Here is a 16,382-nt window from a genome sequence, read left to right as displayed (position 1 = left end):
CCACCGTCAGCTGCAACGGGCCTCCCCTACGTTCGTAGTTCCCCGCGGGATCCTACTTCACGGTTTGGGCAGGCACAGGACCTCGAGGTTGGGGGGCCGACCTCACAGGCTGTTGGCGAGCAGCGCGTATTCGGCGGCCACCTTCTGCCGGACGTCGGGCTCCTTGTCGCTGGTCACGACGCCGACATAGCGCTTGTACGGCACATAGCAGCGGTACTTGTATTCGCGCTGCGGGTCGCCCGCGCTGTTGAGCTGGAGGCATTTGGCCCCTGGCACATCCTTCGGTGCACCGAGCGAGTCGTAGTGGGCGCCTTCGCTTTCCAGCAGCCCGGTAGCAAACTTCTGGGCGGCGGCGGCATCCCTGGTGCGCACGACATAGCTGTCGTCGACGAGGGCGAGGCGGTCGGCGCCCGCGTCCTGGACCAGCCGCAGATGGTTGGATTCGTCGTCGGCGCGGTGCACCATGTGGTCGGCGCCGAAGACGCCGAAGGTGGCGGTATCCGGGGTGCGGCTCTTGCGGTCGCCGACGGCGACGCGGGCGAGCAGCCCGTCCGGGTCGACCTTCAGGTTCTTGATCTGGTCCGGCGGGGTGGCCTGGAACTTGTCCAGTTGAGCAAGCTCTGCGGTGAGGGTCTTGTCGACCCAGGACACCATGTCGGCGCTGTCGGGGCGCGGACGCTGGACGAACAAGGAGACGACGAACTCCTTGTAGGCCATGAAGGTGCCGATGTTGGGAACGCCTGGGCGCCAATGAATGTAGGCGTCGGGGTACTTGGTCGACGGGAGCTTGCGGTTGTCCGGGGAGATCGAGATGTCGACGTCCTCCAGCTCCCTGGCGGCGAGCTTCGCGGCGGCCTGGTCCGGGAACCGGAACAGCGCGATGGTGACCGCGGTGGTGTCGGCGGCCGGGTTGGTCTGCCCGGCCGGATCCGGCTTGTCCGCGCCGCTCGCCGCGTAGCCGGTGATCAGCTTGCGGTCGTCGAAGACGGACTTGGAGACTTTGGCGACGAAATCGAGCGCCTGCTCGGCATCGGCGATCACGGCGCTGCCGCGGCCGACCTTGAGCGACGGGTCGATCAACACGGCGGGGACCACCGCGTCGGACATCCGCATGCCCTCGAGCAGCGCGGCCTTGTCGCCGGCATCCTGGTTGTACCGGTGGCGGTCGACCGGGTAGGTGCCGACCTCGAGCTTGCGCACATCGGGCTCGCCCGCTAGCGCGATTCCTTGTACGCCGCCGCATCCGGTCAGCAGTCCTGCCAGTGCGATACATGTTGCGGTGACTACGATTCGCGATGTCCGAACCATGACCGGGCCCCTCGTTTCTTCACGTGCTGTCACCGAAGTTATCGGACGGACGCCGGGGAGCGCTTCAGTAGTTGTGGGATTGCAATACCCTTGTTTCTGTGGCAACCACCCCGCACCGCACCCTCCACCGAGGCCGATTCCGTTGATGGATCGGCAGGTCGAGGTCGTTGTCGGTGCTCATGCGCTGGCTCGGGTCGCGGGGGCGGTCGTGGTGGTCGGGCATCGAGGAACCGGCAGGCTGACGCAGGATTCGCCGGCGGCGATGGCGTTGGAGTCGCTGAGCGAACTGGTGCGTGCGGCGACCGAGCAGGCGCCGGGCGGGCCGGGGGCGCTGGTGGCGCGGCAGGCCACCCGCTGGTTGATGAAGCACGCCGAGCAGATCAACCCGGGGGAGCCGATCGACTTCGGGATTCTGTCCGCCGCGGAAACCGGCGGGGTGGCGCTCTTCCTGCACGGCGCGGTGACCGCGGTCGTTGCCGAGGACGGCAGGGTCGAGCGGTATCGGGGTAGTGATGCGGCGTTCACCGTCGACCGGGTGGTCGGCGTGCCCGCGCGGGCGGTCGCGTTGTTCGTCGACGACGCGAAGGGCCGCATTCCCGAACTGCCCGCCGAACGCGGGATCGGCTGGCTGGCCGAGGGCGTCGCGCAGGCGGGCGGCGCGATCGTCTGGACCGAGGGTGGGCGTGCACCGGTGCGCTCGAGCGGCGGTGCGCGGCCTGCCCGTCGGCGTGCCGAGGACGCGCCGCTGCCGACCGCGCGGATCGATCACGAGTCGCCGTCGGAGCAGCGAGAAGCGGAGTCGCACAACGACAGTCACGCGGCCGTGCCGGTTGCGGGTGGTACCGGGGACGCACCGCGCAGCACCGCGAGCGATCTACACACCGCTGGCACGGCGCCACACGGCATCGAAGTGGATCCGCACCACGCACACACCCAGTTGGCAGGCACTAATCCCGCCCCGGCGCCCGACCCCGATCTGCAGCGCCGGTTGGAAGCGACCGCGAAGGCCACCGCGCTCACCGTCAAGGTGATGGGATTCAAGTGCGCCAGAGCACATCCCAGCGATCCGCGGGCGGCGTTCTGCACGGTCTGCGGCATGCCGGTGGACCAGACCCAGCTGCTGATCGAGGTGGTGCGCCCGCCGCTCGGCATGCTGATCCTCGACGACGGCATGACCTATGTGCTGTCGGCGGACGCGGTGATCGGCCGTGACCCTGAGCATTCCGATGCCGTGCAGCGCGGACTGGTTCCGCTGCGGGTCGACGACTCCTCGGGCGGCATGTCCCGCGCGCACGCCGAGATCCATCTGCTGAATTGGGATGTGACCGTGATCGATCGGGGATCGACGAACGGCACCCGCACCCGCCTGCCCGGCTACCGGGACTGGATTCGCTTGGCCCCCAACCAATCCATGGTCCTCGTCCCGGGCGCGGAGGTCATGCTCGGCAACCGCGTGCTGCGTTTCGAGCACATCGCCCCGCCGCCCTTCGGTCGCTGACAGCGGCCACGGGCGGTCCGCGGCAGTGCCGTTCAGGAATAGCGCGACATGCAGGTGTTCTCGCCGTTCAGCACGCCAGCACGGAACGCGTCCACCCTGGAGAAGCCGCTCGGCACGGTCTGGCCCTTCGCGTCGCTGGCCGCGAGGCCGTCGGTGAGCAGGCCGGACACCGCCTCGTCGAGATCGCCTGCGGCAAGGCCGATATCGCCCTGCGACACCGGGCGGCCCGGCAGCGCGAGCTTGCCGGTGACCACGCCGGACAGGCAGGCGGCCCGGAGCCCGGCCTTGGGTCCGACGAGTTGCTGGCCGTGATTCTGCTGCACCGCAAGGGTGTAGCGGGAAATGAAGACGATGTAGCCGTTGTAGTCGCCGGTGACCTTCACCGGCAGCGGATCGTCGACATCCCAGTTGGAGGCGCCGCGCTGGGCGAGCGCCGGGATGTCGGTGCCGATGGTGTTCTTGGCCGGGCAGTAGGAAACCGGCTCGGTGGCAACGCCGTTGCTGCAGCTGAGGTTCGCGCCGGAGTAGTCGTAGGCGGGTGCCGGTGCGGTCGGCAGCAGCGCGGCGAGCGCCTTGCTGAGCTCGACCAGGTTGTCCTTGGTGATCGGGTATTCGCCCCGCCTCTCGTCGTTCCTGAAGTCCTTCGGCAAATTGCCGCGCCGCTGGTTGATCTCGTCCATGTCGATGCGCTTGCAGCCCTTGGGGCCGTCGGTGAAACCGATCTGCACCGCGGTGACGCGCTCGAACGCGGAGCCGTGCACGCTCTCAGGATCATCGGGATCGGAATCGCGGATGGCCACGGTCGCGGCGAGGACATTGTTGAGGCCGTCGGAGGTGTTGATGGTGAAGTGCTTGGACTTGCCCTCGGCCACCGAGCGCATGAACGCCCCTGCGAAGCAGTCGGCCTGCTGTTCCTTGACGATCACCGGATCCTTGGCGCCGACCAGCTTGGCCATGGTCTGCACCGCGTGCCCGTATTCGTGCGCGAGCACCATGACGACCGCCATCTTGCCGAAGGTGTCCGTCATGGCGGGTAGCAGCACCTTGCGGTCCCAGCCGATCGAGTTGTCCAACCGGCAGTACGCGGCGTTCACCAGCTGATAGGTGGTCTCTTTACAGAATTCGAGCGCCTCGGCGCGCGGCGCGCGTGCGCTCCAGGAGATGAGCTTCTCGACCGGCTTGAAATCGCCGTTCTCGAACTCGCGGCCGAATTCGGCGCGCCAATAGGTCTGGATGTCATCGATGGCGTTGAGCGCCAACGCGTCCTCGGCGCTACCATCCCCATTGGTGGCAGTAAGTGAGCTGTCCGGGACGCCGGGACGTGGTCCGTTCGGGCCGTCGGTAGTCGGCAGTCCTGCCACCTTGAACGGGTCGTCATAGATGGAGACGGCCCGCCCGTCTACCAGCCGAGTGCAGCCCGTGACCAGCACCGCGACGAGACAAGCAACGGTGATGATCGCCGTCGCACGAACTTTCGGCAAGGCTCCCCCTAGTCGGCCGGTATCACTTTCACATCGGTCGCCGGATCGGGGCAAAAGGCGCGTCGGGGGCACCGCCGATGTCCGGGTGATGGAATAGTATCCGCTGCATGTCTTCACCGGGGGCGCAGACCATCACCGTGCGCCATGATGGAAACGAACGAGTCTTCGATTCCGGCCAGCAGGTCACCATGGGCCGTGCGCCGGAAGTGACGCTGTTCGTCGACAGCCCGCTCGTTTCACGGGTGCATGCGACGCTCGCGTGGCAGGGATCTGCCTGGGTGCTCTCCGACAACGGCAGCACGAACGGCGTTTTCGTCGACGCGCGCCGACTGACCCAGCCGGTGTCCATCGATCGGCCGACGCAGGTGCGGCTCGGCGACGCGATCACCGGTCCGCTACTCCATCTCCTGCCTGCCAATCCACAACCCCCGCAGCGTCCTTCGGCGCGCCCGCCGCAATCGGGCCAGCAGCCGGTGCCGCCACCGATGTCGGGCCAGCGGCCCGCCGCCCAGCAGTTCCAGCGCCCGGCCTATCAGCCGCCGCAGGACGCGTCGCCGCCGGTCAACTTCAACATGACCACCAGGGCCGACACCTCGAACACCCCGCCGGTGCGCGCCAGGGCCTCGACCGCGCCGATCGCCAGGGGCGATCGGCTGCCGCCGGGTGGTCTCGCGATCGGGCGCACCACCGACAACCAGATCGTCGTCAACGATCCGCTGGCCTCCCGCAAGCACGCGCGCCTGCTCGCCACCACCGAGGGCCTGACCATCGAGGACCTCGGCTCGGCGAACGGCACCTTCGTCAACGGGCATCGCCAGCAGCGGGTGGTGCTGCGCGAGCGCGACATCATCACCATCGGCAACATCGACTTCGTCGTCCAGCAGGGCACTTTGGTGCATCGGCAGAAGCCGGTCGCCGAGCAGGGCCTCGCGGTGCACGGGGTCGGGTTCACCGTCGAAGGCAACAAGCAGCTGCTCGTCGACGTGAACATGCAGGCGAGCCGGGGCACGCTGACCGCGCTGATCGGTCCGTCCGGTGCGGGCAAGTCGACGCTGTCGCGGTTGATCGCCGGCACCACCCGCCCGTCCGGCGGTGTGGTCACCTTCGAGGGCCGCAACCTGCACGCGGAGTACGAAGCTCTGCGCTCCAGGATCGGCATGGTGCCGCAGGACGACGTGCTGCACCGCCAGCTCACCGTGCGCCAGGCGCTCGGCTACGCGGCCGAGCTGCGGCTGCCGCCGGACAACAGCAAGGCCGACCGCCAGCAGGTGATCGACGGTGTGCTGAAGGAACTTTCGCTCACCGAACACGCCGACACCAGGGTGGACCGGCTCTCCGGCGGCCAGCGCAAACGCGCGTCGGTCGCGCTGGAGCTGCTCACCGGTCCTTCGCTGCTGATCCTGGACGAGCCGACCTCCGGCCTCGACCCGGCGCTCGACCGCCAGGTGATGGTGATGCTGCGCGAGCTGGCCGACGCGGGCCGCGTGGTGATCGTGGTGACCCACTCGGTCGCGCACCTGGACATGTGCGATCAGGTGCTGTTGCTCGCGCCCGGTGGCAAGACCGCCTACTGCGGCAATCCGGCAGGCGTCGGCGGCACCCTCGGCACCAGCGACTGGGCCGAGATCTTCGCCAATGTGGCAGCCAATCCGGATCAGGCGTTCGCCGCCTATCGAAGCAGGCAGGCAGCCGCGCCACCGCCACCGCCGCCACCCCAGCAGTACGGGCCTGCCGGCTCACCGCCGCAATCCAGTGGCGGGAAACAGTTCTCGACGCTGTGCCGCAGGCAGATGCGGCTGATCCTGGCCGACCGCGGCTATCTGGCGTTCCTGGTGGTGCTTCCGTTCATCCTCGGCGGGCTGTCGCTGGTGGTGCCTGGCAAGGACGGTTTCCAGCGCGGTGCGCTGAAAGCGTTGCCGGACGGCACCTTTGTGCCGGAGGGTGGCGGCGAGACCCAGCAGCTACTCGTGGTGCTCATCCTCGGCGCCTGCTTCATGGGCTCCACGCTCACCGTGCGTGATCTGGTCGGCGAGCGCACCATCTTCCAGCGCGAGCGCGCCGTCGGGTTGCTGCCGTCGGCGTATCTGATCGCGAAGATCGCGGTGTTCAGCTTGACCGCGCTGCTGCAGTCGGCGGTGCTGGTCGGCATCGTGCTCGCGGGCAAGAAGCGGCCAGGCGAGGGTGCGGTGCTCGCGTCGGGCAGTGCCGAGCTGTATATCGACATCGCGTTGACCGCCGTGTGCTGTGTCGTTGTCGGACTGTTGCTTTCGTCACTGGCCAAGTCGAACGAGCAGGTGATGCCGCTGCTTGTGGTCGCGATCATGTGCCAGCTGGTGATGGCAGGCGGGCTGATTCCGGTCACCGGCCGGGTCGTGCTGGAGCAGGTGTCGTGGTTGTTCCCTGCGCGCTGGGGTTACGCGTCCGGGGCGTCGACTGTCAACATTCGCGAGGTGTTCCTCAACGCGCAACCGGATGCGCTCTGGGAGCACACGCCTGGCATCTGGGCGTTGGATGTCGGCGTGTTGTTGCTGATCACGCTGGTGCTGGCCGTGATCACCTGGCGCAGGTTGCGACTGAAGAAGTCGGCAGCATGACGGGCGAGCGATTTCCCGGCCACTGCCGCAGAGTGCGGACAACGGCGAGCATGTCTTGCGCGCACCAGGCACACTTATGCCTGTGACGGTGCGAGTAGGGGCAGTACATCTCGGCTGGGATGTGGTGTCCGTGGCCGCGGGCGGCGGTGGCACACCGATTCGCCCGGTTCAGGTGGAGGGTATGTGGACACCGCCTGCGTATCTGCTGGCGGACTCGTCGGGTCGGCTGCACACCGCAGGGGTGGATCGGCAGCGCCCTGACCTCGGGATGGCCATCGCGGACGTGCGCGACATCCTCGGCCATCCGCAGATCGTGGTCGCCGGCGCGACGTGGCCGGCGGAGCTGGTGTTCCGTGCGCGCATGTACAACCCGCTCGCCGCCATCGGCAAGCATCTGCGCGGCAAACCGGACCTGGTGGCGTTGCCGTTCCCGGACGGCTGGCCGGACGAGAAGGTCGACGTGTACGCCGCGCTGGTCGAACAGCTCGATGTGACCGTCGAACCGCTGCCGGAGAGCGTCGCGTTGTCGGGCTATGTGCGGGCGCTCGGGCTGGTGCATCCGCCCGACCAGGCCAGGCCGAACGGCATCGGCGCGACCGGTGTGTACTCCGACGGCCGGACTGTGTTGGTGGTCGCGGTGCACGGCGACGACGAACAGCCGACCGAATCGGTCGATGTGCCGGTGAACCCGGAATCCATGCGCGATGCCCGCTCCGCCGACAACGTGGTGATCGAGGTGATGGCTGCGGCGCGCTCGATCGGCGCGGACACCTCGACGGTGCTGCTTTCGGGCAACGTGTGCTTCAACGACCCGCTGCGCCTTGCCTTCCAGAACCATCTCGGTCACCGGCTGCAGGTCGCCGATCATCCGATGCACGCGCTCGTGCTCGGCGCGGCCCACCTGCTGGTGACCGACACCGAAGGCGTCGAGCCCGAGCAGGCAGGCAGGCACGCCGGGCCGCCGCAGCCGGTCGACCCGACCCAATATCAGGATCACGGCGCACAGCAGCGCGACCCGGCCGGGCACTATCGAGCCGAATCCGCACCGCAGCAGGCGGCGTCAGGGCAGCGCCAGGCAGGCGCCGCGCATCGGCAGGCCGAGTCCGCGCAGCGCCAAGCCGAGTCCGCGCAGCGCCGCACGGATCCGCCGCCTGCCAGGCAGGAGGCTTCGCCGCCGCGCTCGGTGCCGCCGGTGCAGTACGGGCCGGGCTATCCGACGCACGGCGAGGACCCGACGACCCGGATGTCTCGTGAGGAGCCGCGTGGCAGTCTGCCGCCGAATCTCGCTGAGCTCGGCAGTCGTTTCACCCGCCCGCCCAGCGAACCCGGCACGCAGCCGCCCGGTGGCGCGCCCGCGGCGCCGCCGGGCGGACAGGCACCGCCTGCCGGGGCGCATCAGGCCCCGCAGTCCGAATCCGGACAGGGCAGACACCAATGGCGCGAACCCGGTGCCGAGCCGGACGACGACGAGGGCCAGCCCCGCAAGGGCAAGCTCTGGAACAAGATGAAGGACAACCTGTTCGGCGCGCACACGGTGGTCGGCGCGGTGGCGCTCGCGGTGGTCGCACTGCCAGGTAGTGGCGATCGGGTCGAGCTCGCCTCGGCCGAGGTGCACCTGAGCGCAGTGTCGGGGCAGCTGGCGCTGCCGAGTGTGTGCCCGCTCATGCCATACGCCACCACCGAGGTGCGGCCCGGCATTTCGGCCGCACGTGGCCACCTGTCCAACGCCAGAGGGCGGGAACGCGGGACCGACGAGCGCAAGTGTGAGCAGCCGAGCGTCGACACCTTGCGCTACCTGCTGCCAGGGCCGAGGGGCGGCATCGACCAGGGCCCCCCGATGCAGATCTAGGGTCGGCTGCACAGTCCCCTCCGGCCGACCCCGGGCGATTTCAGTCAGCCGGATCCGGGCTGGTATCGTGGCTCGTTGGCGTATGGACGGCCGGGTGACCGGCTGTGCAATCGAGCTCCGGGTCTCCACCGGCCGCCGGGGCATTCGACCACACGCTTGGCCGGCAACACCGACGACAGACAGGGAAGCACTGTGCCTACGTACAGCCCCAAGGCGGGTGACGTGACCCGTAAGTGGTACGTCATCGACGCCACTGACGTAGTGCTCGGCCGTCTCGCCGTTCAAGCAGCGAATCTGCTGCGTGGCAAGACGAAGCCGACCTACGCACCGAACTTCGATGGTGGCGATTTCGTCATCATCATCAACGCCGACAAGGTTGCCATCAGCGGCAACAAGAAGGCGGACAAGCTGATCCACCACCACAGCGGGCACCCGGGCGGCCTCAAGTCGCGCACTGTCGGTCAGGTGTTGGAGAGCCGTCCGGACCGGCTCGTGGAGAAGGCCGTCAAGGGCATGATCCCGAAGAACAAGCTCGGCAACGCGATCGCGGGCAAGCTGAAGGTCTACGCGGGCCCCAGCCACCCCCACGCCGCTCAGCAGCCCATTCCGTTCGAGATCAAGCAGGTGGCCCAGTGACCGCTCCTGAGGAATTCAACGAGGAAGCCGTCGTCGAGGAATTCGACGTCGCCGCCGAGGTTGTCGAGGACGGCGAAGGCTACGAAGAGGCCGAAGTTGTCGCCGAGACCTTCGCCCCGATCGTGATCGACCGCCCGGTGCAGACCGTCGGCCGTCGTAAGGAAGCCGTCGTTCGCGTGCGCATGCTGCCGGGCTCCGGCAACTTCGTGCTCAACGGCCGCACCATCGAGGACTACTTCCCGAACAAGGTGCACCAGCAGCTCGTCAAGTCGCCGCTGGTGACCGTCGAGCGCACCGAGGCCTTCGACATCCACGCTCGCCTGGTCGGCGGCGGCCCGTCGGGACAGGCAGGCGCTCTGCGTCTGGCCATCGCCCGCGCGCTGATCGAGGTCACCCCGGACGACCGCCCCGCGCTCAAGCGGGCCGGCTTCCTGACTCGTGACCCCCGCGCCACCGAGCGTAAGAAGTACGGCCTCAAGAAGGCCCGCAAGGCGCCCCAGTACTCGAAGCGCTGATTTTGGCATCGCCGACCGCCGTCTTCCGTCACCCTGGAGGTGCCGGGGACGGTATGGTCGGCGCGGCAGCTGTACGAGAGCAGGCTTCCAGCAACGGCTGGTTGCCTGCTCTCGTGCTGTATCAGAACTGCGGCGTTCGCGGACGTACGTCGCCGGGATCGGTCTGGCCGACCCCGGTGTACCTACTTCGCGCCTTCGGGCCGGACGTGCACGCCGCGGCACCACCGATGAGGGGCTGAGGTATGGGACGTTTGTTCGGCACCGACGGAATCCGTGGGCTTGCCAACGAGTCGTTGAGTCCGGAACTCGCACTGCGGGTCTCGGGTGCGGCCGCACAGATTCTGAGTCGGGGGAAGAAACGTCCCCTCGCGGTGGTCGGTCGCGATCCGAGGGCGAGCGGTGAAATGCTCGAGGCCGCGGTGACCGCGGGGTTGACCGCCACCGGGGTGAACGTGCTCCAGGTCGGCGTGCTGCCGACCCCGGCCGTCGCCTACCTCACCGGGCTCTACGACGCGTGCTTCGGCGTGATGATCTCCGCCTCGCACAATCCGATGCAGGACAACGGCATCAAGATCTTCGCCGCGGGCGGGCACAAGCTCGACGACGCCATCGAAGACCGCATCGAGGCGCTGATCGCCGAGGATGTGGCGCTGCGACCGACCGGAGCTGGCATCGGGCGGGTCGTCAACGCCGCAGGTGCGCGCGACCACGGGCAGGTCGTCCCCGATCAGTACAGCCTTGCCGGCACCCATGAGCGCTATGTCGAGCATCTGGTCGAGGCGACCGCGCAGGATCTGTCCGGTCTGACCGTGGTGCTCGACTGTGCGCACGGTGCCGCCGCCGAGGTCGGTCCCGCTGCCTTCCGCGAGGCGGGCGCGACCGTCATCGCCATCAACGCCGAGCCGGACGGCCTCAACATCAATCACGGCTGCGGCTCCACCCATATCGAGCAGGTGCAGCAGGCGGTGCGCGAGCACGGCGCCGACCTCGGCCTCGCCCTCGACGGCGACGCCGACCGGTGCCTGGCGGCCGACGCCGACGGCAACGTCGTCGACGGCGACGTCATCCTGGCGATCCTCGCCCTCGGCATGCACGAGGCCGGTGCGTTGGCCGAGAACACCTTGGTCGGCACCGTGATGAGCAATCTCGGCCTGCACATCGCCATGCGCGCGGCCGGAATCACGTTGCTCACCACCGCAGTCGGCGACCGTTACGTGCTGGAGGAGCTGCGCCGCGGCGGATTCTCGCTCGGCGGGGAACAGTCGGGGCACGTCATCTTCCCGCAGTTCGGCACCACCGGCGACGGCATCCTCACCGGCTTGCAGCTGATGGCGCGGATGGCGCGGACCCGGCGCACCCTCGCCGACCTGGCCTCCGTATTGCAGACGGTGCCACAGGTTTTGGTGAACGTGCCGGTGACCGACAAGACCGTGGTCGCGGCGGCGCCCGAAATCCGCGAGGCCGTCCAGGAAGCCGAACGCATCCTCGGCGACTCCGGTCGAGTCCTGTTGCGCCCCAGCGGAACCGAACAGCTGGTCCGGGTGATGGTGGAAGCCACCGACCCGGCCCTTGCCCGGCAACTCGCCGACGACCTCGCCAAGCGGGTCGGCTCGGTCTGATCAGCTCGTTTCGGTGAGCGTGCCCGCCGCCATATGCCAGCGGCGGGTGGCCTCGATGGTGTCGAGCATGCGGCGGTCGTGGGTGACCAGGAGCAGTGTGCCGGTGAAGGATTCGACGGCCTGCTCCAGCTGTTCGATGGCGGGCAGGTCGAGGTGGTTGGTCGGCTCGTCGAGCACCAGCAGGTTCACGCCGCGGGCCTGTAGCAGAGCGAGCGCGGCGCGGGTGCGTTCGCCGGGAGACAGGGTTTCGCAGGCGCGCAACGCATGTGGGCCGCGCAGGCCGAACTTGGCGAGCAGGGTCCTGACCTCCGCGTCCGGCCAGTCCGGCAGCAGCGCGCCGAACGTGTCGACCAGCGAGGTGCTGCCGCGAAACAAGCCGCGGGCCTGATCGACCTCGCCGATCTCGACGCCGGAGCCGAGGGCGGCGGTTCCGCTGTCCGGCGTGATCTTGCCGAGCAGCAGCGCGAGCAGCGTCGACTTGCCCGAGCCGTTCGCGCCGGTGAGCACGATCCGGTCGGCCCAATCGACCTGGGTGGTGATCGGGCCGAGGGTGAACTCGCCCCTGGTCACGGTTGCGTTCGACAGTGTCGCCACCACCGACCCGCTGCGCGGCGCCGCGCCGATCGTCATCCGCAGCTCCCACTCCTTGCGCGGTTCCTCGACGACGTCGAGGCGCTCGATGCGGCGCTGGGTCTGTCGGGCCTTGGCGGCCTGCTTCTCGGTGGACTCGGCGCGCATCTTGCGGCCCGCCTTGTCCGAGTCGACCTTCTTCGGGTCGCGGGCTTTGCGGCGCGCATTGCGGACCCCGTGCTCGAGCCAGTTGCGCTGCATCTGTGCGCGGGCCTCCAGGCCTGCCTTGGTGTCCGCGAACTCCTCGTAGGCCTCGCGCGCGTGCTGCCTGGCGATCTCGCGTTCGGCCAGATACGCCTCGTAGCCGCCGTCGTAGAGGCCGACCTGCTGCTGCGCCAGATCCAGCTCGACGATGCGATTGACGGTGCGCGCCAAGAACTCCCGGTCGTGGCTGATCACCACGAGCGGCACCCGGATGCCTGCGACGAACTGTTCGAGCCTGGCGAGGCCGTCCAGGTCGAGATCGTTGGTCGGCTCGTCGAGCAGCAGAATGTCGAAGCGGGACAACAACACCGAGGCCAGCCCGGCGCGTGCCGCCTGGCCGCCGGACAAGCCCGTCATCGGGGTGTCGAGGCCGTTCGGGAGGCTGTCGATCAAGCCGAGATCGGCCGCCACTTCCGCGGCGCGCTGGTCGAGATCCGCGCCGCCGAGTGCAAGCCAGCGTTCCAGGGCCGGCGAATATTCGTCGTCGCCGCCGTCGGCGAGGCGTTCTGCGGCGGCGTCCATCGTCTGCTGCGCGGCGGTGACACCCGTTCGGCGGCCGAGGAATTCGAGGACCGTCTCGCCTGCCACCCGCTCGGGTTCCTGGGCGAGGTAGCCGACGGTGGCATCCGGCGGGCTCAGCGTGATGCTTCCGGTCGGTGTGCGGCGGTCAGCCAGCATGCGCAGCAGCGTCGACTTGCCTGCGCCGTTCACGCCGACCAGGCCGATCACGTCGCCGGGGGCGAGGGTGAGGTCGAGGTCGTCGAACAGGGTGCGCTCGCCGTGCCCCGCCGACAGGCCGCGCGCGTGCAAGGTGGTCGTCACGACGCCACCTCGCAGGCGCTCGGCTGGGTCGCGCGCACCGGCACGCTGTCTTTGCGGTTCCCTCGCTGTCGCTGGCTCACTGGCCTAAGTCTGCCGTGTTCGGCGCCACGGCATGCACCCGGTCTCGGGGTCGCACCCTGAGCCGGGTCCTGGGGAAATCAGGGTTGGGATCGGTCGCCGGAGCGATGCGCCGACGAGCGGCGCTCGGCAGAGTGGAGTCAGCTAGAGATCATCACCAGAGAGGGAAGACCATGACCGTACCTGCCCGCCGCTTCGCCCGCTCCACCTCCGACAAGTGGATCGCCGGAGTCTGTGGTGGCATCGCCGAATACCTCGGGTGGAATGCCAATGTCGTTCGCCTGCTTTTCGTTGTTTCGTGCCTGCTGCCCGGTCCGCAGTTCATCATCTACCTGGTGCTGTGGCTGCTGATGCCCAAGAAGTGACGCCCAGGGGGCTGCGTCGGGCACGGATGAATGTCAGGATGGAGCGATAAGTGCTGCGCTCGGGCAGCACCGCTAGTCCTGCTGAGGAGGAGTAATGATCACCTCGGGCGAATTGCCGGGTCTGGATCTACCCGGCATCGATGCGTCCTCGTCACTGGACGGCCTGGGTGCGGTCGAACTGCACCACCCCACCCAGGACATCGACGGCGACGGCACCCTCGACACCATCACCACCACCGGTGAGGAGGCCATGCAGGTCTGGACCGACTACGACCACGACGGCTTCGCCGACCACGTCACGGTCGTGGAGAAGGACGGCGACTACGCCGCCTGGGAATTCCACCGGCACCCGGACGGGTCCTCGGAGTGGGTTCGGACGGATCACGGCAAAATCGGTTCCTGAGCCTGCCGGATCATCCCGCCGGATTCGAGGGAACCGAACGCGGGTGCTGCGCGTCGAAGAAAGTATGGCGGCACTCGGCGAAGGGAACGGTGGGACCAGATGACCGGCGATCCGAGCAGCGTGGTCGGTGTCCAGACAGGGGAGTTGGGACGCCTCGCCGGAGACCTGCGGATATCCGGTCAGGTCGTGGCTGAACGGTCGAAAGACGTGACCGGCAACGAGTTCGGCCCCGGCGACGCCGGGGCGAACTACGCCGACCAGGGGACGCAGATCCAAGCCGGATTCGAGCGGATCGTGCACTGGATGGAGAGCTGGGCCGAGGCCACCATCACGACGGCGGACGCGCTCGGCGCCTCGATCGTCAAATACTCCGACACCGTCGCGGAGACCGCGGGAGACATCACGAAGGCCGGCCGTGAGCTCCCGAGGTAGCGCACGAGGTTTGCGCGGCGCGACGGTAGGGGGCTAGCCGTGGTTTTCACCGTTCCCGCGCACGCGCCGATCACCGAGTACCTCGACATCGGCTCTCGAAGTCTTTTGTACTTCGAGCATTTCGAGCCGAGGTATCGCCGGGCGTTCGGTGATCTGCCCGCGGGTTTCGCGGGCTACGAGCAGCTGCACCAGCGGTTCTACGAGCAGAACGGGCTCAACGAGGACAAGCTCGTCGCCGCGTCGGCTCGGCTCCGGGACGTGTTGCAGGAGGCGGGAACTCAGCTGGACAGCCAGCGTGGGTCCGCGCAGGCGTTGCCTGCGCTGTGGCAGGGGCAGGCGGCCGACGCGGCGATCGACATGCTGAATCAGCAAGTGGGCCGGGCCGATACGGACTGGCAGGCCGCTGGGACGGCGTCGCAGGCGTTGGCTGGTGCCGTGCCTGCCCTGCGCAGCGCGGTGAAGATCAAAGCCGATGTCGTTCGCCACATCCTGGAGAACGGCGAGGCGGTGCGGATCGACGGGAAGGCGCCGGAGGACATCGACGACATCATCTCCGGCAAGACCATCGGTTTCACCAGCACCATGGGCAATACGCTGCTGAAGAAGCTGTGGCGGATCTTTCCGGAGTTGGCCGAGGACGACGGCGCGGTGACGCGCGGGTACCTGATTCCGGGCACCGACTACACGCGTCGGATCCAGCAGCGGTGTCGAGACTGGCTCGACCAGGTGTTCAAGCCGGATTACACGGCGAAGGTGCAGAAGTTCCTCGAGGCCTGCGAGGTGACCGACCAAGGGGTCAAGAATGTCTACACCCCGTTGATCGGTGCGCTGAACCAGGTTTCGGATGCGGCGTACCCGCGCCCCGCGGGGGCTCCGGTGTCGGACAAGTCGATCGAGGGCACGCCGAAGACGCAGCCGACGGAGACGAATGCGCCAGGGCCGTCCGGTAATCCGACTGTTCCCGTGAGTACGACGCCGACTGTTCCGGCGGGTACTGCACCGACCGTTCCGGCGGGTACTGCACCGACCGTTCCGGCGAGTACCACGCCGACCGTTCCGGCAAGCCCTACGCCGACCACCGAGCAGACGCCGGACACGACTTCCGCGACACCATCGAAGACGCCATCGCTGAATGAGCTCGCTTCGCTGAGTGAGGTGGCAAGTCAGTTGTCGCCGTTGGCCGCTGGGCTCAGCCACGCCGTTACTCAGGGGATCAGTTCGCTGTCCGACGCGATCAGTTCGGGTGTCGAGGATGCGGTGGCGAAGCTCGAGGATGTCGTCGATCCGACGAAAGTGGGCGAAGGAAACCCGGCAGGCCCGCCTGCGGCCGAATTCGATATCGCCGGAAAGCATCTGAAGTTCGAGATGGCGGACGGCGAGCTGAAGCTGATGCTGTCCGATGCCGGCGGGCAGCCGCGGGAGTTCAGCGTGCGGCTGGATGAGCATGGGATGCCGGTCTTTTCGATGAACGAGCCGACCGACGAGTCGGCGCCAGCGGGCGATCCAGCGCAACCGGGGGATCAGCCGCAGCCCGACAGGTCCGCGCCGAGCGGCGACAAGGCGCAGTCCGAGCCGCCGAGCACGGGCCAGCCGAACGCGGGCGCACCCCGGTCCGACCAGCCTGGGTCGAGCGGTCCGGAGCAGCAGAAGCCGACCGAGAAGGCACCCGCCGAAGAGACCGTCGACCGACCGGGCATGCCGACCGGGACCCCGCCGAACATCCGGCGCGGCGAGGACGGAGAGCACCGGCCCAAACCCATGCCTGGCACGCAACAGTCGGACACCTCGCACGGTCCGGAACTGGCCGAGGCAGGCCCACTCTCGGATCTGACCGAGGCCGGTCCATTGTGAGCGCGCGCAGCGCGGAGCCGTGGGTGTAGTGCATGCGGCCGACGGCGTCGACAGGACGGATGCGGCGCTGTCGCGGCGCGGTCCTGGCGAATCAGGA

Annotated in this window: 13 protein-coding genes; 10 read left to right on the top strand and 3 right to left on the bottom strand. The window is 68.3% G+C overall.

Going from position 1 to position 16,382, the window contains the following annotated elements; genetic code table 11:
- Nucleotides 1-102: 102 nt before the first annotated feature.
- Nucleotides 103-1,308 (bottom strand): hypothetical protein, encoded by a 1,206-nt coding sequence (locus ACGFNJ_RS22755; protein ID WP_393451475.1) that lies wholly within the window; start codon nt 1,306-1,308, stop codon nt 103-105.
- Between the two features lie 145 nt (nt 1,309-1,453).
- Between ACGFNJ_RS22755 and ACGFNJ_RS22750 the strand changes: the two genes are divergently transcribed.
- Nucleotides 1,454-2,806, top strand: a complete 1,353-nt coding sequence (locus ACGFNJ_RS22750; RefSeq protein WP_393451472.1) for an FHA domain-containing protein — start codon at nt 1,454-1,456, stop codon at nt 2,804-2,806.
- Between the two features lie 32 nt (nt 2,807-2,838).
- Here the strand turns inward: ACGFNJ_RS22750 and ACGFNJ_RS22745 are convergent, their stop codons facing one another.
- Nucleotides 2,839-4,287 carry a metallopeptidase gene (locus ACGFNJ_RS22745; RefSeq protein WP_393451469.1) on the bottom strand — a complete coding sequence of 483 codons (1,449 nt, stop codon included), beginning with the start codon at nt 4,285-4,287 and terminating at the stop codon, nt 2,839-2,841.
- Between the two features lie 107 nt (nt 4,288-4,394).
- Between ACGFNJ_RS22745 and ACGFNJ_RS22740 the strand changes: the two genes are divergently transcribed.
- The 5 genes from ACGFNJ_RS22740 to glmM all read left to right on the top strand — a co-directional run bounded on the left by ACGFNJ_RS22740 (nt 4,395) and on the right by glmM (nt 11,500).
- Nucleotides 4,395-6,881: an FHA domain-containing protein gene (locus ACGFNJ_RS22740; protein WP_393451466.1), complete on the top strand. Its 2,487-nt coding sequence runs from the start codon at nt 4,395-4,397 to the stop codon at nt 6,879-6,881.
- Nucleotides 6,882-6,957: 76 nt separating this feature from the next.
- Nucleotides 6,958-8,730, top strand: a complete 1,773-nt coding sequence (locus ACGFNJ_RS22735) for a hypothetical protein (RefSeq protein ID WP_393451463.1) — start codon at nt 6,958-6,960, stop codon at nt 8,728-8,730.
- A gap of 192 nt (nt 8,731-8,922) precedes the next feature.
- Nucleotides 8,923-9,366 (top strand): 50S ribosomal protein L13, encoded by a 444-nt coding sequence (gene rplM, locus ACGFNJ_RS22730; RefSeq protein WP_014981802.1) that lies wholly within the window; start codon nt 8,923-8,925, stop codon nt 9,364-9,366.
- Nucleotides 9,363-9,881, top strand: a complete 519-nt coding sequence (gene rpsI, locus ACGFNJ_RS22725; protein WP_393451459.1) for a 30S ribosomal protein S9 — start codon at nt 9,363-9,365, stop codon at nt 9,879-9,881. Before rplM ends, rpsI begins: the two co-directional genes overlap by 4 nt.
- A gap of 242 nt (nt 9,882-10,123) precedes the next feature.
- Nucleotides 10,124-11,500, top strand: a complete 1,377-nt coding sequence (gene glmM / locus ACGFNJ_RS22720; RefSeq protein ID WP_393451456.1) for a phosphoglucosamine mutase — start codon at nt 10,124-10,126, stop codon at nt 11,498-11,500.
- On the opposite strand, the gene ACGFNJ_RS22715 is transcribed toward glmM, so the two are convergent.
- Nucleotides 11,501-13,156 (bottom strand): ABC-F family ATP-binding cassette domain-containing protein, encoded by a 1,656-nt coding sequence (locus ACGFNJ_RS22715; RefSeq protein ID WP_393451453.1) that lies wholly within the window; start codon nt 13,154-13,156, stop codon nt 11,501-11,503.
- Nucleotides 13,157-13,407: 251 nt separating this feature from the next.
- On the opposite strand from ACGFNJ_RS22715, the gene ACGFNJ_RS22710 reads away from it, so the two are divergent.
- The 4 genes from ACGFNJ_RS22710 (at nt 13,408) to ACGFNJ_RS22695 (ending at nt 16,285) form a co-directional block, all read left to right on the top strand.
- Nucleotides 13,408-13,599 (top strand): PspC domain-containing protein, encoded by a 192-nt coding sequence (locus ACGFNJ_RS22710; RefSeq protein ID WP_069163690.1) that lies wholly within the window; start codon nt 13,408-13,410, stop codon nt 13,597-13,599.
- A 94-nt stretch (nt 13,600-13,693) separates the two neighbouring features.
- Nucleotides 13,694-14,002, top strand: coding sequence for a DUF6802 family protein (locus ACGFNJ_RS22705; protein ID WP_069163689.1), 309 nt, complete (start codon nt 13,694-13,696; stop codon nt 14,000-14,002).
- 99 nt (nt 14,003-14,101) lie between these two features.
- Nucleotides 14,102-14,434: a hypothetical protein gene (locus tag ACGFNJ_RS22700; RefSeq protein ID WP_393451449.1), complete on the top strand. Its 333-nt coding sequence runs from the start codon at nt 14,102-14,104 to the stop codon at nt 14,432-14,434.
- Between the two features lie 39 nt (nt 14,435-14,473).
- The gene (locus ACGFNJ_RS22695; protein WP_393451446.1) at nt 14,474-16,285 is read left to right on the top strand and encodes a hypothetical protein; all 1,812 of its coding nucleotides are present in this window, start codon (nt 14,474-14,476) and stop codon (nt 16,283-16,285) included.
- Nucleotides 16,286-16,382 lie beyond the last annotated feature (97 nt).

This window comes from Nocardia sp. NPDC049149 (genome assembly GCF_043197455.1).
Taxonomy (GTDB): Bacteria; Actinomycetota; Actinomycetes; order Mycobacteriales; family Mycobacteriaceae; genus Nocardia.
This window is presented reverse-complemented; position numbering and strand designations above follow the sequence as displayed.